Here is a 22,106-nt window from a genome sequence, read left to right on the forward strand (position 1 = left end):
ATTATGAAACTTAAAATAAAAAATCTGTTTATACAAGCATGTTTTATTGCAGGAGGGGCATTGACACTCACATCCTGTAATGACTTTCTTGACAGAGAACCGCTTTCTTCTGTCACACCGGAAGTCTATTTTCAGACAGTAGACCATTTCGCTGCTTATTCCATAGCGAAGTATCAGAACTATTTTTCTTCGCATGGCGGTTATGGAGCAGGCATAGCCAATAATGATGGCGGAACAGATAATATGGTAGCCGGAGGGCGCAGTAGCCGCTATGTAAAAGGACTTTGGAAAGTTCCTTCCAGTGATGGCAACTGGAGTTTTAGTAATATCCGTTATTGCAATTACTTCTTTGAAAATGCTGTGCCTAAATATGAAGCGGGTGAAGTTGCCGGAGCGGACGCTGATATTCGTCATTATATTGGAGAAATGCATTTGATGCGTGCGCTTGTGTATTATAATCTGTTGCGTAATTATGGTGATTTTCCGATCATAACGGAAGTTCTTCCTGACGATAAAGCGGTACTGATGGAGAAAGGTGTTCGTCAGCCTCGTAATTTGGTTGCCCGTTTTATCTTGAAAGATTTGGATGACGCTGCCAGTATGATGTATAGTCAGGGATTTAAGAATAATACTCGTTTGAATCGTGAGACGGCTTTGTTGATTAAATCACGGGTAGCATTGTATGAAGCTTCTTTCGAAAGATACCATAAAGGTACAGGAAGGGTACCGGGAGATGACAACTGGCCGGGAAAGAAAGTGCATCCTAATTTTTCGTTGGATGTGGAAGCAGAAGTTGATTTCTTCTTGACAGAGGCTATGAAGGCTGCGGAAGAAGTGGCAGATAAAATCACTTTGACACCCAACACGAAAGTTGCGGACCCGGCTAATCCTTCTATTACATCCGGATGGAATCCTTATTTTGAGATGTATGCTACTGTTGATTTGAGTGGCTATGATGAAGTGCTTTTCTGGCGCCAATATGCAAAAACCGGTAGCTTCTCTATCATGCATGGTGCTCCGGCATGGATTGCATCTGGTTCTAATCATGGTTTGTTGAAAAGCTATGTTGAAAGTTTCTTGATGCAGGATGGTTTACCTTGGTATGCGGCAAGCAGTGCGGCTCCTTATAAAGGTGATGCTACATTGGATAATGTGAAAGCAAATCGTGATAACCGTCTTCAGTTGTTTATGTTTGGTGAAAGTAATTTTGTGCCTGTATATTCAACCGAAGAAGCGGGTACGGTGAAAATGTTTGCTCCACACCCGGTGTCTAACCGTGAAGAGATGAGAGACCAGACAGGATATCGCATTCGTAAATATGCCAGCTTTGATATGGCACAGAATGTTTGGGGAAAGGCTGAATCAACTACAGGATGTATTATTTACCGTGGTGTTGAGGCTTATCTAAATTATCTGGAAGCTTATTATATGAAGAATGGCAATGTGGCAGGCAAAGCGGCTCAGTATTGGAGAGCTATTCGTGAGCGTGCCGGATTGGATCCTGATTTTACAAAAACTATCAATGCGACTGATTTGAATCAGGAAACAGATTGGGGTAAGTATTCAGGTGCCCAGGTTGTAGATGCTACCTTATTAAATATACGTCGTGAGCGTCGTTGTGAATTTATTGGTGAAGGTATGCGTTGGGATGATTTGGTTCGTTGGCGTTCGATGGATCACTTGCTGACGAAAAACTATATGCCTGAAGGATGTAATTTCTGGGATGAAATGTATAAGTCGGCTAACAAAGATGAGAATGGTGCTGAGATTACATTTAAAGATTCCGGTGAAGAAGGTTCCAATATCTCTTCACGTACCTTTAAGTATTTGCGTCCTTATGCCATTTTGAAAGCCAATAATGACGTATACGACGGTTATACCTGGCAGAAAGCTCATTATCTCAACCCTGTGCCGGTTCGCGAGATGGAATTGCTGTCTCCGGATGAAAAAGTAGAAACGTCTGTATTATACCAGAATCCTTATTGGCCAACTAAGATTGGAGAGGTTGCTGAAGAATAATTCGGTTTTCAATAGATTATTAAAATAAAGTAGAGGAGAGGGGTGTTATTGAAGATAACGTCTCTCTCTTTTTTATTCTGACTTCAGATATGCTCATCACAAAGTTAAAACTCAGAATCCGAAAGATTCAGAGTAAAGTATATCTTGATCTTTAGAGAAATGTTTTCTTCGTACAAGCCAAGTTCATCTTGGTAGCCAGGATGAAGTTTAATTACCATTTTAGATACGTTTGTTTTCGGTCCTTTAGCACTTTGAACAGAGGAATTTGTCGTTTTATAATTGATTTCTTAGTCTCTTTCTATCCTTTTGGGAGGATCTGTATTCTGTGAAAAAACAGACGAAGGAAATTTAGACAGGCTTTTATGGCAAATAGAATTAAAAACAATCCCTTAGCTTGCGTGCTATTTATTAATTAGCTGGTATATAATAAAATATTTAATTAATATAGCTGTTGTATAATAAAAAATACTATCTTTGCTCCCGATAACATAAATATTAATTAGTCGATACCATGAAAAAAGCTGTAATTCTATTTTCGCTTTTCTGTTTTCTGTGTGCTATACCGGTAGTTCGAGCCGCAGATACAATTTTTGTTCGTGAGACCCGTATTCCTATTTTGATAGAGAGACAAGATAATGTCTTGTTCTATCTTCGTTTGGATGCTAAAGAGAGCCAGACTCTTAATGATGTAGTGTTGAATTTTGGTAAAGGAGTGGATCTGTCTGAAATTCAGTCTATAAAACTTTATTATGGTGGTACAGAAGCATTGCAGGACAGAGATAAGAAACGTTTTGCTCCTGTGGGATACATCTCCAGTAACACTCCGGGAAAAACGCTTGCCGCCAATCCTTCTTATTCAATAAAAAAATCGGAGGTGAGTAATCCTGGCAATCAAGTTGTTTTGAAAGGGAACCAAAAACTGTTTCCGGGAATCAACTATTTCTGGATTAGCCTGCAAATGAAGCCGGGTACATCCCTTACCAGTAAGGTGACTGCCGATATTGCTTCGGTCACTCTGGATGGTAAGAAGGCTCTGTTGGATGTTGTTTCGCAAGAAGGAATTGAACACCGCATGGGGGTAGGAGTACGTCATGCCGGAGATGATAATTCTGCCGCATTCCGTATCCCGGGATTGGTGACTACTAATAAAGGTACACTGCTGGGAGTTTATGATGTACGGTATAATAGTAGCGTGGACTTGCAAGAGCATGTTGATGTTGGTTTAAGCCGCAGTACAGATGGTGGAAAAACCTGGGAGAAAATGCGTTTGCCTTTGGCATTTGGGGAGTTCGGTGGTCTGCCTGCCGGTCAGAATGGAGTAGGAGACCCTTCTATCCTTGTTGATACAAAAACAAATAATGTTTGGGTGGTTGCTGCCTGGACACATGGTATGGGTAACCAACGTGCATGGTGGAGTTCACATCCGGGTATGGATATGAATCATACTGCGCAACTTGTTCTTGCCAAAAGTACGGATGACGGTAAAACGTGGTCTGCACCTATTAATATCACAGAACAGGTAAAAGATCCGTCTTGGTATTTTCTGTTGCAAGGTCCGGGTCGGGGCATCACTATGAGTGACGGTACTTTGGTATTCCCTACTCAGTTTATTGATTCGACACGTGTACCCAATGCAGGTATCATGTATAGCAAAGATGGTGGTAAAAACTGGAAAATGCACAATTATGCACGCACGAATACTACAGAGGCTCAGGTTGCCGAGGTCGAGCCCGGAGTATTGATGTTGAATATGCGTGATAATCGTGGTGGAAGTCGTGCTGTGGCTATTACAAAAGACTTGGGTAAAACATGGACAGAACATGAATCTTCTCGCAAGGCATTGCCGGAATCGGTTTGCATGGCTAGTTTGATAAGCGTGAAAGCCAAAGATAATGTTTTGGGCAAGGATTTATTGATATTCTCTAATCCTAATACGACGAAAGGACGTTATAATACTACTATTAAAATCAGTCTGGATGGTGGTGTGACTTGGTCACCCGAACACCAACTTTTATTGGATGAAGGCAATAACTGGGGTTATTCTTGTCTTACTATGATTGATAAAGAAACGGTTGGTATTCTTTATGAAAGCAGTGTGGCACATATGACATTCCAGGCAGTGAAGTTGAAAGACATTATTAAATGAGAAATTTTCCCCCATAAACTAAATAAACACCGATGAGAAATAAACAAATTTTCTTAATCAGTTTCATTATTTACTTATGCACAATTTCTACGGTCCGGGCAGGTGAATATCACCTGCTTCCGGAGCCGCAAAAGTTTACTCCTTTAAGTTCCAGTTTTGTACTGGGCAGAACAAAGCTTTCTACTCCGGTGCTTCGGCAAGAGTGGGAAGCTTTTGTTGTCGATAGGGGTGGAGTCATTGATGACAAAGCTCGTGCAAGTATTGAAGTGAAACTGGTACCTTCATTAGAAGAGGTACCTTTGAACGCAGACGAAGCTTATCGCCTGGTGGTAAATAATGGTAAAGTTACGGTTGAGGCTGTGACGGAGCATGGTGTATATTGGGCTATGCAAACTTTGGCCCAGTTACAGGATGTGCGAAAGAAAAAGGCAACATTCAACGGTTGTTCAATTGTTGACTGGCCTGCTTTCCGAATACGTGGCTTTATGCAGGATGTAGGGCGTACGTATATGTCGATTGAAGAATTGAAACGTGAAATTGCTGTTCTTTCACGTTTTAAAATTAATGTCTTTCATTGGCACCTGACTGAAAATCAATCGTGGAGGCTGGAAAGTAAAATTTTTCCGATGCTGAATGACAGTGTGAATACGACTCGTATGCCGGGTAAATACTATACATTGGAAGAAGCGAAAGATTTAGTCGCTTTTTGTAAAGCGCATAATATACTTTTAATCCCGGAATTTGATATGCCGGGGCATAGTGAGGCTTTTGTCCGTACATTCCGTCATGATATGCAGAGCCCGGAAGGAATGAAAATTCTTAAATTGCTGGTAGATGAAGTTTGCGAGACTTTTGATGTACCTTATCTTCATATTGGTACGGATGAAGTTCGGTTTACCAATCTAAAGTTCGTTCCGGAAATGGTCGAATATGTCCGTGCCAAAGGAAAGAAAGTAATTTCGTGGAATCCGGGATGGCATTATAAACCTGGCGAAATTGATATGACGCATTTGTGGAGTTATCGTGGAAAAGCCCAAAAAGGTATTCCCGCAATTGATTCTAAGTTTCATTATCTCAATCATTTTGATACTTTTGGCGATATCATTGCATTGTATAACAGCCGTATTTATAATGTTGAGCAAGGAAGTGACGATATTGCAGGGACAATTCTTGCCATCTGGAATGACCGTTACGTAGCTAACGAACGCAATATTATACTTGAGAATAATTTCTATCCTAATATGCTGGCTATTGCTGAACGTGCATGGAAAGGCGGAGGTACAGAATATTTTGATAAGAATGGTACTATCTTACCTTCTGAAGACTCTCCGGAGTTTAAAGAATTTGCTGATTTTGAGAATCGTATGCTTTGGCATAAAGAGCATACATTTAAGGGATATCCGTTCGCCTATGTAAAACAGACGAATGTAAAATGGAATATTACTGATGCATTTCCTAATGGTGGAGATTTGAATAAAGTCTTTCCTCCGGAACAGGAATTGAAGGATTCTTATTTATATGAAGGAAAAGAGTATGGGGTACACCCTGCCATTGGTGCGGGTATCTATCTTCGTCATGTATGGGGGAAAATGGTACCTACTTTCTATAAAGATCCGCAAGAGAATCATACGGCTTATGCCTATACATGGGTTTACTCTCCGAAAGATCAGGAAGTAGGGCTATGGGCTGAATTTCAGAATTATGGTCGTTCGGAAATGGACTTGGCTCCGTTACAAGGTAAATGGGACTATAAAGGCAGCCGTATCTGGATCAATAATGAAGAAATACAGCCGCCTGTATGGACAGCTACTCATAGTACAAAGAGTAATGAAATAGCGTTGGGAAATGAAAATTGTGTGGCACGTCCGCCTATCGCCGTACATCTGAATAAAGGCTGGAATAAAGTTTTCCTGAAATTGCCGGTTGGCAAATTCAATATGCCCGAGGTGCGGTTGGTGAAGTGGATGTTTACTACAGTTTTTGTAACTCCTGACGGAGAAAATGCAGTGGACGGACTTATCTATTCGCCCGACAAAACGAAGTGATCGAGAAAAAATAAAAACGAATGAAGAAAATTTTATTAATGATGTTGTTGCTCGCCTCAATGGCGGGCAACGCACAGGAACGCAAATATTCTACGTTCTATTATCAACGTGCAACTCTGTTTGAGGAGCTGCCTGTGACTTCAAAAGATATCATTTTTCTGGGTAATAGTATTACTAACGGGGGAGAATGGAGTGAATTATTGAATAATAAGCATGTCAAAAACCGGGGAATCAGTGGTGATATCTGTATGGGTGTTTATGATCGGCTGGATGCGATTTTAAAAGGAAAACCCGCTAAAATATTCTTGTTGATCGGTATAAATGATGTAAGCCGGGGCACCTCTGCGGATACAATTGTTCATCGTATTGGTATGATTACTCAAAAAATTAAACAAGAATCTCCAAAAACAAAGCTATATTTGCAAAGTGTACTTCCGGTAACCGATCATTATAAGATGTTTGGCGGACATACGTCACGTTGGCAAGAGGTGAAAAAGATTAATGAAGGGCTGCTTCGGCTGGCTGACAGAGAACACGTGACCTATATTGATCTCTATTCTCATTTTGTTGATGAGAAGACCGGCAAGATGAATATTGAGTATACAAATGATGGTTTACACTTACTGGGTAAAGGCTACCTTAAATGGGTGGATATTGTTAAACCTTATATAAACAAGAAATGAAAAAGATACTATTCTTATCTCTATTTTTGATGATTTGCGCAGTTTTGTCCGCACAGAAGCGGATAAAAGTTGCTTGCGTGGGGAATAGTATTACGTATGGGTATACTCTTCCAAATCCGGCAACGGATTCTTATCCTTCACAGTTGCAGCAACTTTTGGGCGATACTTATGAAGTTGGAAATTTCGGAAAATCAGGGGCTACTTTATTAAATAAAGGACACCGCCCTTACATGCAGCAGGAAGAATTTAAAAAAGCGCTTGCCTTTGTCGGTGATATTGTTGTTATTCACTTGGGAATCAATGATACGGATCCTCGTGACTGGCCGAACTATCGTGATCATTTCGTGAAAGATTATCTGGCATTGATTGATTCTTTCCGTGTTGTTAATCCTAAATGTCATATTATTATTGCCCGACTGACACCGATTGCCGATCGTCATCCTCGTTTTGAGTCGGGTACCCGTGATTGGCATGGAGAAATTCAGCAAAGTATCGAGACAATAGCTAAATATGCCGGGGTTCAGTTGATAGATTTCCATGCGCCGCTTTATCCGTATCCGTATCTTCTTCCGGATGCTGTACATCCTAATGTAGAGGGTGCCGGCATTCTTGCGAAAACGGTATATTCTGCGATTACGGGAGATTTCGGTGGATTACACTTATCTGAACTGTATACTGACAATATGGTGCTTCAACATGGGCAGCCTCTGACTATCCGTGGCAAAGCAAACGCAGGAGAAAAAGTGACTGTAGCAATAGCTAAACAGAAACAGTCTGTGAAAACTGCTTCCAATGGTGATTGGGCGATCACTCTCCAGCCTTTGAAGGCTGGAGGCCCATATACTTTGACTGTTTCTGCGGGAAAGCAGAAACAAGCTTTCAATAATGTATTAGCCGGAGAGGTATGGCTTTGTTCCGGACAATCGAACATGGAGTTCTATCTTGGTTGGAGTAAAACTGCTAAAAGGGATATTCCGCAAGCCGCCAATGATCAGATTCGTTTGTTCGATATGAAGGCGCGCTGGCGTACAGATGCTGTTGAATGGGATGAGTCCGTATTGGATTCATTAAATCATCTGCAATATTATAAAGATACCGAATGGACAGTTTGTTCGCCTGCTACTGCCGGTTCTTTCTCTGCGGTAGCTTACTATTTTGGTAAAATGCTGCAGGACAGTCTAAAGGTACCTGTCGGATTGATTTGTAACGCAATCGGCGGTTCGCCTACCGAAGCATGGGTAGACCGTAATACATTGGAATATAAATTTCCGGCTATATTACGTAACTGGACTCAAAATGACTTTATCCAAGACTGGGTACGCGGTCGTGCCGCTCTTAATGTGAAAAAGGCGGATAGCAAACAGCAACGTCATCCTTATGAACCTTGTTACCTGTATGAGGCCGGTATCCGTCCTTTAGAACAATATCCTATTAAAGGTATTATTTGGTATCAGGGTGAATCGAATGCACATAATCGTGAGGCACACGAGAAATTGTTTAAACTATTGGTTGAAAGTTGGCGTAAAAACTGGGAAAATAAAGATTTGCCATTTTATTATGTGCAGTTGTCAAGCATCAATCGTCCGTCATGGCCATGGTTCCGTGATAGCCAGCGCAGAATGATGTATGAGATTCCTAATACAGGTATGGCAGTATCGAGTGACCTGGGTGATTCGCTTGATGTACACCCCAAGCACAAACAGCCGGTTGGGGAGCGTTTGGCACATTGGGCTTTGAATCATACTTATGGAAAGAAGAATGTAACGCCTTCGGGGCCGATGTTCCGCAATGTAGAGTTCCGTGATGGTGCTGCTTACGTGTCATTTGATTGTGCTGAAGGTATGCATTCATCGGATGGGAAACCGTTACGGACATTCGAAGTAGCTGAAACAGAGGATGTTTATTATCCGGCTACAGCCGAAGTTGTAGGAAATCAAATAAAAGTATATAGTAAAGAAGTGAAGAATCCTCTTCGTGTACGTTACGGCTGGCAGCCTTTCACCCGGGCCAATCTGGTCAATGGTGATGGTTTACCGGCATCTACGTTCCGTACGGACTGGGGAAGATAAACTTGAAAAAGAGAGCAGTTTATGATGAAAAAATTATTGTATGGACTTGTATGTTGTTGCGGTTTAGCTTATGGGCAAAACAGGGACACTTCGGATGTGTTAATGTTGAATGACGATTGGTCATTCTCACAGGTGGGGACAGAAAAATGGCTACCAGCTACTGTCCCGGGCACTGTTCATCAGGATTTGATTCATCATAAATTGCTACCCGATCCGTTCTATGGTACCAATGAAAAGAAGATTCAGTGGGTGGAAAATGAGGATTGGGAATATAAAACCAGTTTTGTCGTTACAGAAGAGCAGTTGAAGAGAGATGCCGCCCAGCTTTCCTTTGAGGGACTGGATACTTATGCGGATGTTTATTTGAATGGTTCTCTGATTCTGAAATCAGATAATATGTTTGTGGGCTATGTAGTTCCCGTAAAACAAGTATTACGTAAAGGGGAGAATCTGCTGCATGTTTATTTTCATTCTCCGATAAAACAAACCCTTCCACAGTGGTCCTCCAATGGATTTAATTATCCGGCAGATAATGATCACCACGAAAAACGTCTTAGTGTATTTACCAGGAAAGCTCCTTATAGTTATGGATGGGATTGGGGAATCCGTATGGTTACAAGCGGTATCTGGCGTCCTGTTACTCTTCGTTTTTATGATGTTGCTACTATTGCAGATTTTCATGTGAAGCAGCTTAGTCTGACAGATCAGGTTGCAAAACTCTCTAATGAATTGGAAATTAATAGTATTTCTGAGAAAGAAAAGCCTGCTGAGGTCTTGATCTCTTATTCATTGGAAGGAGGAGAGGAAGTGATGGTAAAGGAAAATGTAACATTAAAACCGGGTTTAAATCAAGTCCAAATTCCATTGGATATTCAGAACCCCGTGCGTTGGATGCCCAATGGGTGGGGGAAACCTCATTTATATGATTTCTCAGTGCAGGTGGTGTGTGATGGCAAAACGGTCGCCGCACGACAGCATCGAATCGGCCTTCGTACGATACGCGTAGTGAACGAAAAAGACAAAGATGGAGAATCTTTTTATTTTGAGGTGAATGGCATCCCGATGTTCGCAAAAGGAGCAAACTATATTCCTGATGATGCGTTGCTCCCCAATATAACTACCGAACGTTATAGGACTCTGTTTCAAGATATGAAAGAGGCTAATATGAATATGGTTCGTATATGGGGTGGGGGAACTTATGAAGACGATCGTTTCTATGATCTGGCAGATGAAAATGGTATTCTTGTCTGGCAGGATTTTATGTTTGCATGTACTTCCTATCCAAGTGATCCTACTTTCTTGAAGCGAGTGGAAGAGGAGGCGGAATATAATATCAAACGTCTGCGAAACCACGCTTCACTCGCCATGTGGTGTGGGAATAATGAAATTCTGGAAGGATTAAAATACTGGGGATGGCAAAAGAATTATACTCCGGAAGTATATGAAAACATGTTCCGGGGATATGATAAGTTATTCCGGGGATTGCTGCCTGCAAAGGTGAAAGAACTTGATGAAGGGCGTTTCTACAAACATACTTCTCCCTATTTCGCAAATTGGGGACGTCCGGAGTCCTGGGGCACGGGCGATAGTCATAACTGGGGTGTGTGGTATGGCAAAAAGCCTTTTGAGTCATTAGATACCGATTTGCCTCGTTTCATGAGCGAATTCGGTTTCCAGTCGTTCCCTGAAATGAAGACGATTGCTACTTTTGCGTCTCCGAAAGATTATCAGATTGAATCGGAGGTAATGAACGGACACCAGAAAAGCAGTATCGGTAACGATTTGATACGAACTTATATGGAGCGTGATTATGTTGTTCCTGAGAAGTTTGAAGACTTTGTATATATCGGACTTGTACTTCAGGGGCATGGTATGCGCCATGGCATGGAAGCACATCGTCGCAACCGGCCTTATTGTATGGGGACATTATACTGGCAGCTTAATGATAGTTGGCCTGTCGTTTCCTGGTCAAGTATAGACTATTATGGCAATTGGAAGGCATTGCACTATCAGGCAAAGCGAGCTTTTGCACCACTGCTGGTCAATGCGATACAAGAAGGTGATAGTTTGAGTGTTTATCTGATATCTGATTTGTTGGAGAAACAGAGTCAACTTACACTTGAAATGAAAGTGATTGACTTTAATGGCAAGACATTAGATAAGGAAGTTGTCAGGGCAGTCGAGGTTCCGGCGAATGTTTCTTCTTGCATCTTTCGTAAACCGTTGAGTGAGTGGGTGACATCGGAACATCGTAAAAACAGTTTCTTACTACTTGCTTTGAAAGATAAAACCGGTAAGAAAATAGCTGAAGAGGTTTATTTCTTTAATAAGACTAAGGATTTGGAGTTGCCCCAAACAAATGTTTCTATGAAAGTAAAGCAATCCGATGGTAAGTGTGAAGTGACCTTATCGTCTTCTAAGCTGGCTAAAGATGTTTTTATCCAGATTCCTGTTCAGAGCGCCCGTTTCAGTGATAATTTCTTTGATCTGTTGCCGGGGGAAAACAAGAAGATAACGATTACGTCTCCGGATATTAAGAAAGGAGAACAGCAAAATATTACAGTGAAACATGTACGAGATACCTATAACTAACACCTATTAAATAATTTGTATGAGAAATCTTTTTAAAATTGCCGGTTTACTGGCGCTCACGGGATTTATTTCTTCGTGTAACGACAAAGAGACTACAGCTAATTACCAGGTAATTCCTTTACCTCAGGAAATTACTACTGCTCAAAGCCAACCATTTACATTGAATGGTAGTGTGAAAATCATCTATCCGGAAGGAAATGAAAAGATGCAACGTAATGCCCAATTCCTGGCGAATTATCTGAAGAAAGCTACAGGTAAGGATTATGCAGTTGAAGCTGGAACTGAAGGTAAAGGTGCTATTCTGCTTAAATTGGGTATGGAATCAGAGAACCCTGAAGCTTATCAGTTGAGTGTGAATGCAGATGGTGTAACCATTGCTGCTCCCACTGAAGCCGGTGTATTCTATGGTATCCAGACGTTACGCAAGTCTATTCCGGTTGCCATTGGTACAACTCCTTCATTGCCGGCTGTAGAAATCAACGACTATCCTCGTTTCAGCTATCGTGGTGCCCATTTTGATGTGGGACGTCATTTCTTCACAGTAGATGAAGTAAAGACATATATCGATATGATGGCTTTGCATAACATGAACCGTTTGCATTGGCATTTGACAGAGGACCAGGGTTGGAGACTTGAGATCAAGAAATATCCTAAGTTGACAGAAATCGGTTCAAAGAGATCGGAAACTGTAATCGGACGTAATTCAGGAGAATATGATGGAAAACCTTATGGTGGTTTCTATACTCAGGAAGAAGCAAAAGAAATCGTAGCTTATGCTGCCGATCGTTATATCACTGTTATTCCGGAAATTGACCTTCCGGGACATATGCAGGGAGCATTGGCTGCTTATCCCCATTTGGGATGTACCGGTGGTCCGTATGAAGTTTGGAAGATATGGGGAGTATCCGATCAGGTATTGTGTGCAGGTAACGATAGCGTACTGACCTTTATCGATGATGTACTGACAGAAGTTATGGATATCTTCCCATCTGAATATATTCATGTTGGTGGTGATGAATGTCCGAAGAGTGAATGGGCGAAATGTCCGAAGTGTCAGGCTCGTATCAAAGCTTTGGGAATCAAGAGTGATGCTAAGCATTCAAAAGAAGAGTATTTGCAGAGTTTTGTTATCAACCATGCAGAAAAATTCCTGAACGAGCACGGACGTCAGATTATCGGCTGGGATGAAATTTTGGAAGGTGGACTCGCTCCGAATGCAACCGTGATGTCATGGCGTGGTGAAGGTGGCGGTATCGAGGCTGCCAAGCAGAAACATGATGTTATCATGACTCCGAACACTTATCTGTACTTTGACTACTATCAGACCAAAGATACTGAGAATGAACCTTTGGCTATTGGTGGTTATTTACCTTTGGAGAGAGTGTATAGTTATGAGCCAATGCCCTCTTCATTGACTCCGGAAGAGCAAAAATATATTATTGGTGTACAAGCTAATCTTTGGACGGAATACATTCCTACTTTCTCTCAGGCTCAGTATATGGTGTTGCCGCGTTGGGCTGCTTTAGCAGAGGTGCAATGGTCTAATCCTGAAAAGAAGAATTATGAAAACTTCCTGACCCGTTTGCCACAATTGATTAATATATATGAAGCTGAAGGATATAATTATGCCAAACATGTATTTGATGTGAAATCCGAGTTTGTTGCTAATTCGGCCACAGGAGCAGTAGATGTAGTGATGACTACTATTGACGGTGCTCCCATCCATTATACATTAGATGGAACTGAGCCTACGGCAGCTTCTCCCGTATGTGACAGTATTCTTACGATTAAGGAAAGTTGTACTTTAAAGGCGGTTGCTGTTCGTCCTACCGGAAACAGCAAAATGCTGACTGAAAAGATTGCTTTCAGTAAATCTACTTCAAAGCCTATTAAAGCTAATCAGCCTGTAAACAAGCAATATGAGTTTGGTGGTGTTTCTACATTAGTAGACGGACTGAAAGGAAATGGTAACTACAAAACCGGCCGTTGGATCGCATTCTATAAGAATGATATGGATGTAACAATTGACTTGCAGCAACCTACCGAAATTTCAAGTGTGGCTATTACAACTTGTGTTGAGAAGGGTGACTGGGTATTCGATGCACGTTCTTTCTCAATTGAGGTTTCAGATGATGATAAGACTTTTACTAAAGTTGCTTCTGAAGCATATCCCGAGATGAAAGAGACCGACCGTAATGGGCTTTATGAGCACAAATTGACTTTTGATCCGGTGAAAACCCGTTATGTGAAAGTGGTTGCAACGTCGGAACACTCCATTCCGGCATGGCATGGTGGTAAAGGTAATCCGGGCTTCTTATTTGTAGATGAAATTACGTTGAATTGAAAAAATAGAAATGACAGAAACTAAAACGATTCGTTTTCTTTCTATCATTGGATGTTTACTTGCCGGGATGGTTGCTTCGTGCAGCTCCCGGCAAGTTGCGCCTAATGAAGAAGGGATTAGCGTGCAGAAAATGACCGGATTCCCCGAAGGAGAACCCGGTTTTTCTTTGGGTGTATCGGCATGTTATGCCGGCATCTATCAGGGAGAGTTATTGATTGCCGGCGGATGTAATTTTCCGGAAACGCCGGCAGCCGAAGGAGGAAAGAAGAAATTCTACCAAGGTATTTATGCCGCTGACGCTTCTGCAGACTCAGTTTTCATATGGAGAAAAGTCGGTCAGCTGCCTGTTGCTGCTGCTTATGGAGTTTCGGTTTCGACTCCTCAAGGGGTAGTTTGTGTGGGTGGATCGAACGAAAATGGATCCTTATCTGCTGTTTACCGCCTTTCTTTGACTGACGATAAACAGACTGTGATTGTAGATACACTACCTTCTTTACCTTGTACAATGGATAATATGAGCGGTTCAGTAGTGGATTATACACTTTTCGTAGCCGGAGGCAATGTGGATGGTAAACCTTCGAATGCACTTTATTGCCTCAGTCTGAGTAGCCCGGAGACCGGATGGCAGAGGCTTCCCGATTTTCCGGGTTCTCCCCGTGTACAACCGGTATGTGTAGGACAACGTAAAGAGGGGGAAACCCTTCTATATTTATGGGGAGGTTTTGCCGGTGCATCCGATGGACGGTCTGCAAGCCTTTCTACTGACGGATATTGCTATTCTCCATCTTTGCAACAATGGCAGTCGGTATCTGTTCCGGTTGGCAATGATTCTGTGCCTGTCGCTTTGGGTGGTGGAGCCGGTATAGCACTGACGGACAGTTTGATACTTTGTACCGGTGGAGTCAACAAAGATATTTTCTTTTCTGCTCTTCAGCGCGAGGAAATGATGAAGACAGCCGTGGCCAATGGCAAGCAAACTGTTGTAGACAGTCTGAAGTTGGAAGCAAAAAAGTATATGTTGCATCCGGCAGGATGGTATCGTTTTAATGACCGGATTTTGATTTATAATACACGTCGGGATAAGTGGGAAGAGGCTGTTCGGGGTGAAGATGTTGCCCGTGCCGGTGCTGCATTGACAGGGCAGGGACAGACCTTCTTTAATATCAATGGTGAGCTGAAGCCGGGAATCCGTACCCCGGAAATAGTTAAGATAATGATTGACTGATTGCAGATAATCTGACATTTTACTTATATTTGTACATTGAAAACAAAAAACTAAAACCAATCATATCATGATAAAACCTACAATGAAAATTTGTACTTTCTTGCTTGCGGCCGGTTTGATGATAGCAACAGCTGGTGTGAAAGCGCAGTCTGTCATTCCTATTCCTCTCCGGATGGAGCAAGGTAGCGGTACTTTTCTATTTACCGGTGACACTAAGCTGTATACCAACCTGAAAGGTGAAGAGAAGAAAATGTTGATGGATTATCTGGAGACATTACCTATCCATTTCAAAAACGGTAAAAAGCAAACGAAAGAGAACGTGGTCTCTCTTATGATAACGAAGGCTAATCCTCAGTTATCTTCTCCCGAGAGCTATACACTGGAGGTAACTCCGCATAAAATAACAGTGCAGGCTACTTCCGGTGCCGGATTATTCTATGGTGTTCAGACTCTTTTGCAAATGGCTCAACCTGCAATGGAGGGTGCCTGGTCAGTTCAGGCTACAACGATTCAGGATTCGCCACGTTTCGAATACCGTGGGCTGATGCTTGACGTTTCCCGCCATTTTCGTTCTAAAGAGTTTGTGAAAAAGCAGATAGATGCATTAGCTTATTATAAACTTAATCGCCTGCATTTGCATCTTACCGATGCTGCCGGTTGGCGTATCGAGATTAAGAAATATCCTTTATTGACGGAACTTGCTGCCTGGCGTCCGGAAGCCAACTGGAAAAGATGGTGGAATGAAGGTGGGCGGAAATATTGTCGTTTTGATGCTCCCGGTGCTTCCGGAGGTTATTATACGCAGGATGATATTCGTGAATTGGTCAATTATGCCCGTGAACGTCATATTACTATTATTCCTGAGATAGAGATGCCTGCCCATTCGGAAGAGGTTCTGACTGCCTATCCGGAACTGTCTTGTTCAGGAGAGCCTTATAAGAATGCCGATTTTTGTGTCGGAAACGAGAAAACCTTTACTTTTCTTGAAGATGTGTTGACGGAAGTTATGGAGCTTTTCCCTTCCCAATACATTCATGTTGGAGGTGATGAGGCCGGAAAAGCTGCTTGGAAAACCTGCCCTAAATGCCAAAAACGCATGAAGGATGAGCAACTGGATAATGTAGATGAGTTACAGAGTTATCTGATTCATCGTGTGGAGGTATTCCTCAATGCCCATGGCCGCAAGTTACTGGGATGGGATGAAATTCTGCAAGGTGGATTGGCACCTAATGCCACTGTAATGTCATGGCGTGGTGAACAAGGTGGAATTGCTGCCGTAAAATCGGGTCATCAGGCAATAATGACTCCCGGTTCGCACTGTTATATAGATAGTTATCAGGATGCTCCTTATTCTCAGCCCGAAGCCATCGGAGGATATCTGCCATTGGAAAAAGTATACTCTTACAATCCGATTCCCGCTTCGCTTACACCCGATGAAGCAAAATTGATTTATGGTGTTCAAGCCAATCTTTGGGCAGAATATATTCAGACGGACGAGCATTGTGAATTTATGATTTACCCTCGTATTCTTGCGCTGGCAGAGGTCGCGTGGTCTGCACCTGAACGGAAATCATGGACTGATTTTCGTCCCCGTGCTTTAAAGGCTGTAGGATATTTACAATCCAAAGGATATCATCCGTTCGATTTGAAAAAGGAGATCGGCAATCGGCCGGAAGCAGCGCAACCGATTCAGCATCTTGCATTGGGCAAGACCGTAAAATATAATGCTCCCTACAATTCGTCTTATCCGGCACAAGGTGATAAAACCCTGACTGATGGAATCCGTGGGAGTTGGACCTATAGCGACGGGGCATGGCAGGGATTTATTTCCCGCGATCGTTTGGACGTAACTATCGATATGGGAGAATCGACAGATCTGCATTTGATTGGTGCTGATTTTATGCAGGTAGTGGGTCCTGAAGTATTTCTGCCTGTCGAAGTGATAATTTCTGTCTCGGAAGATGGAGAAAACTTCACTGAGCTGAGCCGTCAGACGCATGAAGTGGTTAAATCGGATGCTGTAGTATTTAAGAACTATGCATGGAACGGAAATGCCAAAGGACGTTATGTCCGTTACCAGGCTCGTGCCGGAGAGGAATTCGGGGGATGGGTGTTTACAGACGAAATCGTTGTAAAGTAACTCTTTCCGCAGGTCCGGTAAAACCGAACGTATAAATTAGATAAATATAGAGTATTGAAAGAATGAAGAAACTACCTTATTTAGTATCACTTGCAGCCGTTTGGCTGTCCATAGCAGTAGCTTCTGCGCAAGAGAGTCCGGTGGATTATGTGAACCCGTTTATCGGAACAACGAATTACGGAACAACGAATCCCGGAGCCATCTGTCCTCAAGGCATGATGTCGGTTGTCCCTTTCAATGTGATGGGAGGAAAGTCCGTTGGTAATAAAATAGATAAAGACAGCCAATGGTGGTCTACTCCTTATGAACATACCAATGCTTATTTTACCGGATTTTCACACGTCAATCTGAGTGGAGTGGGATGTCCGGAGTTGGGCTCTTTACTGTTGATGCCTACAACCGGAAAGCTGAACGTCGATTATTTACAGTACGGAAGTGCTTATAAAGACGAAAAGGCCACGCCCGGTTATTACTCGAATATCCTGACTAAATACGGAATCAAGAATGAGGTTTCGGCCACTTTACGTACCGGAATCACTCGTTTCACTTTTCCTAAAGGAGAAAGTAATATTTTGCTGAATCTTGGCGAAGGGTTGACTAATGAAACGGGAGCTACCGTCCGTTTTGTCAATGAGCGTGAGATAGAGGGGACTAAACTGCTGGGTACTTTTTGCTACAATCCGCAAGCTGTGTTTCCCATTTATTTTGTAATGCGTATCAATAAAATCCCTCGTGCCCGTGGCTATTGGAAAAAGATGCGTCCGATGACAGTAGAAGCCCAGTGGGACAATACGTCCGGCAAGAATAAATTGTATACTGCTTATACCAAGGAGATGAGTGGCGATGACATTGGTACATGGTTTACTTTCGATACCGAAGAAGGCGAAACCATCGAGGTAAGCATGGGAGTGTCCTTTGTCAGCATAGCCAATGCCCGTCTTAATCTGGATAAGGAACAGGCTGGTAAAGGATTTGATCAGATTCGTGCCGAAGCACGTTCCATGTGGGAGGACGATCTTTCGCGTATCCTCGTTGAAGGTGGCACGAAAGAGCAGAAGACAGTATTCTATACCGCTATGTATCACTTGCTGATCCATCCGAATATTTTGCAGGATGTGAACGGACAATATCCGGCTATGGAAGGCAGTGAGATCCTTACAACGAAGGGAAATCGTTATACCGTGTTTTCTCTTTGGGATACCTATCGTAATGTACATCAGCTGATGACCCTGCTTTTCCCTGATCGCCAACTGGATATGGTTCGCACGATGGTCGATATGTATAAAGAACACGGCTGGCTGCCCAAATGGGAACTTTACGGCCGTGAAACGCTTACTATGGAGGGTGATCCGAGTATTCCTGTTATCGTAGATACCTGGATGAAAGGCTTACGTGACTTTGATGTACAGGCAGCTTATGAAGCCATGTATAAGTCCGCTACGACTCCGGGTAAAGATAATCTGATGCGTCCCGATATCGATGATTACATTGCTAAAGGATATGTACCTTTGACAGAGCAGTATGACAATTCTGTTTCGCATGCACTTGAATATTATATTGCCGATTATGCCTTGTCTCGTTTTGCTCAGGCTTTAGGAAAGAAAGAAGATGCAAAATTGTTCTATGACCGTTCATTGGGCTATAAACATTATTACAGCAAAGAATTTGGTACATTGCGTCCTATTTTACCCGATGGAACATTTTACTCTCCGTTCGACCCGATGGAGGGTGCCAATTTTGCTCCCAGTCCCGGTTTTCATGAAGGCAATTCCTGGAACTACACTTTTTATGTTCCCCATGACATTGCAGGTTTAACCCGTCTGATGGGAGGTAAGAAGAAGTTTGTGGATAAATTGCAGAAAGTCTTTGATGAGGGGCTATACGATCCGGCTAATGAACCGGATATTGCCTATCCTTATTTGTTCAGCTACTTCAAGGGAGAAGAGTGGCGTACTCAGAAACAGGTGAAACGGCTGCTTGCTGAATATTTCACTGACCAGCCTAATGGTATTCCCGGTAATGATGACACCGGAACTATGTCGGCATGGGCCATTTTCAGTATGATAGGCCTTTATCCCGACTGTCCGGGAATGCCCGACTATACACTGACTACACCTACTTTCGACAAAGTGACTATTCGGCTTGACCCGAAGTATTACAAAGAAAAAGAATTGGTTATTACGGCACTACGTCCCGGAAATGATGCCGATTTGATCAAAGAGGTGAAGTTGAATGGAAAGAAACATGCAGGCTATCGTATCAGCCATGATGAGTTGGTACATGCCGGAACGATGGAATTTATATTAAAATAAAAACAGATCAATCATGAACAAGAAAATCAAAATTGCATTTGCTTCGATGCTCGCTGTGCCACTGTTGGTATGTGCACAGGTTCGTACGGAACAAACCTTTGAAAAAGGGTGGAAGTTTACCCGTGAAGACAGTAAGGACTTCAGTAATTCCACTTATGATGATGCAAAGTGGCAGTCGGTAACGGTACCCCATGATTGGGCTATTTACGGGCCATTCAGCATTAATAACGATAAGCAGAATGTGGCTATTTCGCAAGATGGACAAAAAGAGGCGATGGAGCATGCCGGACGTACCGGTGGGCTTCCTTTTGTAGGTGTAGGATGGTATCGTCTCGATTTTGAGGCTCCTTCATTCAGTAAAGGTAAGAAGGCTACTTTGGTTTTTGATGGTGCTATGAGCCATGCTCATGTCTATATCAACGGACAAGAGGCCGGTTACTGGCCTTACGGTTACAATAGTTTTTATGTGGATGCCACCCCTTATTTGAAGCCGGGTGAAAAGAATACACTGGCTGTTCGTCTTGAAAACGAAAACGAATCTTCACGCTGGTACCCCGGTGCGGGATTGTATCGCAATGTACATCTGGTAGTGAATGAAGACGCTCATATTCCTACTTGGGGTACTCAGTTGACCACTCCGGTAGTGAAGGACGAATTTGCTAAGGTCAATCTGAAGACAAAACTCGATATACCTGCAGGCAAAACATTTGAAGGATACCGTATTGTCACCGAATTGAAGGATAAGAATGGTAAGGTTGTGGCAACTAATGAAAAGCAGGGCAGTCAGTTCGACGGCAATGTTTTTGAACAGGATTTTGTTGTTACTGCTCCGGCTTTGTGGACTCCCGATACTCCTAACCTTTACAATGCGGTTTCAAAAGTGTACGAAGGCAACACTTTGAAGGATGAATATACTACTCCGTTCGGTATCCGTTCCATTGAGATCATTCCGAACAAAGGCTTTTTCCTCAATGGAAAGAAAACCATGTTCAAGGGTGTTTGCAATCATCATGACCTCGGTCCGTTGGGAGGTATCGCCAATGAAGCCGGTATTCGCCGTCAGATCCGTATCCTAAAGGATATGGGGTGTAACGCCATCCGTACTTCACACAATATGCCCGCTCCTGAGTTGATTAAGGCTTGTGATGAGATGGGTATGATGATTATGGCGGAATCATTCGATGAATGGAAAGCGGCCAAAGTGCAGAACGGTTATCATAAAGTTTTTGATGAATGGGCAGAAAAAGATCTGGTGAATCTGATTCATCAGTATCGTAACAATCCAAGTGTGGTTATGTGGTGTATCGGTAATGAAGTGCCGGATCAGTGGAACGGCGATCGTGGACCGAAGCTTTCACGTTTCCTGCAAGACATCTGCCATCGTGAAGACCCTACACGTCCCGTTACTCAGGGTATGGATGCGCCTGATGCTGTGGTTAATAACAACATGGCTGCCGTGATGGATGTAGCCGGTTTCAATTACCGCCCTCACAAATATCAGGAAAATTACAAGAAACTTCCGCAACAGATTATTTTGGGTAGCGAAACTGCTTCTACTGTCAGTTCACGTGGGGTTTACAAGTTCCCGGTGGTACGTCGTGCCATGCAGAAATATGACGACCACCAGTCTTCATCGTATGATGTAGAACACTGTGGTTGGTCCAATCTTCCTGAAGATGATTTTATCCAGCATGAAGATCTGCCTTATTGCATTGGTGAATTTGTATGGACCGGATTCGATTATTTAGGTGAGCCTACTCCGTATTATACTGATTGGCCCAGTCACTCTTCATTGTTTGGGATTATCGACCTTGCCGGACTTCCGAAAGACCGTTATTACCTCTACCGCAGCCACTGGAATAAAGATGCGGAAACCTTGCACATCCTGCCTCACTGGAATTGGGAAGGACGTGAAGGTGAAGTGACCCCTGTATTTGTATATACCAACTATCCTTCGGCCGAGCTGTTTATCAACGGTAAGAGCCAGGGTAAACGCACAAAAGACCTTTCGGTTACGGTACATAATAGTGGTGATTCTGCTTCTGTCGCCAATTTCAAACGTCAGCAGCGTTATCGTCTGATGTGGATGGATACGAAGTATGAACCGGGTACCGTGAAAGTAGTCGCTTATGACAAGGATGGTAAGGCCGTTGCGGAAAAAGAAATTCATACTGCCGGCAAGCCCGATCATATTGAGTTGGTGGCAGACCGCAGTGTGATCGATGCTAATGGTAAGGACCTCTCGTTTGTAACGGTTAAGGTGGTTGATAAAGATGGTAATCTTTGCCCGTTGGCCGACAATGAAATCAGCTTCAAGGTGAAAGGGGCAGGTACTTATCGCGCAGGAGCCAATGGTAATCCGGCTTCACTCGAGTCATTCCAGACTCCGAAGATGAAAGTGTTCAGTGGCATGATGACAGCTATTGTGCAATCTACCGAGAAAGCAGGAAAGATTACACTCGAGGCTGCCGCGAAGGGCCTGAAAAAAGGTACATTGGTGATCGAGAGTAAATAATCCGTTCAGATAAAGA

Annotated in this window: 11 protein-coding genes; all 11 read left to right on the forward strand. The window is 42.8% G+C overall.

Annotated features, from left to right (window positions below; genetic code table 11):
• Positions 1-3: 3 nt before the first annotated feature.
• On the forward strand, positions 4-2,019 hold the full coding sequence (locus tag G7Y45_RS10840; protein ID WP_005776516.1) for a RagB/SusD family nutrient uptake outer membrane protein: 2,016 nt from the start codon (positions 4-6) through the stop codon (positions 2,017-2,019).
• 511 nt (positions 2,020-2,530) lie between these two features.
• Positions 2,531-4,165, forward strand: a complete 1,635-nt coding sequence (locus tag G7Y45_RS10845) for a sialidase family protein (RefSeq protein ID WP_005776517.1) — start codon at positions 2,531-2,533, stop codon at positions 4,163-4,165.
• 32 nt (positions 4,166-4,197) lie between these two features.
• The gene (locus G7Y45_RS10850) at positions 4,198-6,210 is read left to right on the forward strand and encodes a family 20 glycosylhydrolase (protein WP_005819541.1); all 2,013 of its coding nucleotides are present in this window, start codon (positions 4,198-4,200) and stop codon (positions 6,208-6,210) included.
• A 20-nt stretch (positions 6,211-6,230) separates the two neighbouring features.
• On the forward strand, positions 6,231-6,893 hold the full coding sequence (locus G7Y45_RS10855) for an SGNH/GDSL hydrolase family protein (protein WP_022012119.1): 663 nt from the start codon (positions 6,231-6,233) through the stop codon (positions 6,891-6,893).
• The gene (locus G7Y45_RS10860; RefSeq protein ID WP_165015399.1) at positions 6,890-8,962 is read left to right on the forward strand and encodes a GDSL-type esterase/lipase family protein; all 2,073 of its coding nucleotides are present in this window, start codon (positions 6,890-6,892) and stop codon (positions 8,960-8,962) included. The genes G7Y45_RS10855 and G7Y45_RS10860 overlap by 4 nt, the downstream gene beginning before the upstream one ends.
• Before the next feature lie 21 nt (positions 8,963-8,983).
• Positions 8,984-11,554 carry a glycoside hydrolase family 2 protein gene (locus G7Y45_RS10865; protein ID WP_165015402.1) on the forward strand — a complete coding sequence of 857 codons (2,571 nt, stop codon included), beginning with the start codon at positions 8,984-8,986 and terminating at the stop codon, positions 11,552-11,554.
• Between the two features lie 19 nt (positions 11,555-11,573).
• Complete coding sequence (locus G7Y45_RS10870; protein ID WP_005819544.1) at positions 11,574-13,898, forward strand: family 20 glycosylhydrolase; 2,325 nt, start codon at positions 11,574-11,576, stop codon at positions 13,896-13,898.
• 10 nt (positions 13,899-13,908) lie between these two features.
• Positions 13,909-15,123 (forward strand): cyclically-permuted mutarotase family protein, encoded by a 1,215-nt coding sequence (locus tag G7Y45_RS10875; protein WP_032536301.1) that lies wholly within the window; start codon positions 13,909-13,911, stop codon positions 15,121-15,123.
• A 67-nt stretch (positions 15,124-15,190) separates the two neighbouring features.
• Positions 15,191-17,263, forward strand: a complete 2,073-nt coding sequence (locus tag G7Y45_RS10880) for a family 20 glycosylhydrolase (RefSeq protein WP_165015405.1) — start codon at positions 15,191-15,193, stop codon at positions 17,261-17,263.
• 62 nt (positions 17,264-17,325) lie between these two features.
• A complete protein-coding gene (locus tag G7Y45_RS10885) occupies positions 17,326-19,575 on the forward strand; it encodes a GH92 family glycosyl hydrolase (protein ID WP_165015407.1) in 2,250 nt (749 codons plus the stop codon).
• Between the two features lie 13 nt (positions 19,576-19,588).
• Positions 19,589-22,090 carry a beta-galactosidase GalB gene (gene galB / locus G7Y45_RS10890; RefSeq protein WP_032530390.1) on the forward strand — a complete coding sequence of 834 codons (2,502 nt, stop codon included), beginning with the start codon at positions 19,589-19,591 and terminating at the stop codon, positions 22,088-22,090.
• Positions 22,091-22,106 lie beyond the last annotated feature (16 nt).

The organism is Bacteroides sp. ZJ-18 (assembly GCF_011038705.2).
GTDB lineage: Bacteria > Bacteroidota > Bacteroidia > Bacteroidales > Bacteroidaceae > Bacteroides > Bacteroides hominis.

Excerpts from the sequence above, each read along its gene's own strand:
- G7Y45_RS10840 (WP_005776516.1), top strand. The coding sequence starts at position 4 with ATGAAACTTAAAATAAAAAATCTGTTTATACAAGCATGTTTTATTGCA.
- G7Y45_RS10845 (WP_005776517.1), top strand. The coding sequence starts at position 2,531 with ATGAAAAAAGCTGTAATTCTATTTTCGCTTTTCTGTTTTCTGTGTGCT.
- G7Y45_RS10850 (WP_005819541.1), top strand. The coding sequence starts at position 4,198 with ATGAGAAATAAACAAATTTTCTTAATCAGTTTCATTATTTACTTATGC.
- G7Y45_RS10855 (WP_022012119.1), top strand. The coding sequence starts at position 6,231 with ATGAAGAAAATTTTATTAATGATGTTGTTGCTCGCCTCAATGGCGGGC.
- G7Y45_RS10860 (WP_165015399.1), top strand. The coding sequence starts at position 6,890 with ATGAAAAAGATACTATTCTTATCTCTATTTTTGATGATTTGCGCAGTT.
- G7Y45_RS10865 (WP_165015402.1), top strand. The coding sequence starts at position 8,984 with ATGATGAAAAAATTATTGTATGGACTTGTATGTTGTTGCGGTTTAGCT.
- G7Y45_RS10870 (WP_005819544.1), top strand. The coding sequence starts at position 11,574 with ATGAGAAATCTTTTTAAAATTGCCGGTTTACTGGCGCTCACGGGATTT.
- G7Y45_RS10875 (WP_032536301.1), top strand. The coding sequence starts at position 13,909 with ATGACAGAAACTAAAACGATTCGTTTTCTTTCTATCATTGGATGTTTA.
- G7Y45_RS10880 (WP_165015405.1), top strand. The coding sequence starts at position 15,191 with ATGATAAAACCTACAATGAAAATTTGTACTTTCTTGCTTGCGGCCGGT.
- G7Y45_RS10885 (WP_165015407.1), top strand. The coding sequence starts at position 17,326 with ATGAAGAAACTACCTTATTTAGTATCACTTGCAGCCGTTTGGCTGTCC.
- galB (WP_032530390.1), top strand. The coding sequence starts at position 19,589 with ATGAACAAGAAAATCAAAATTGCATTTGCTTCGATGCTCGCTGTGCCA.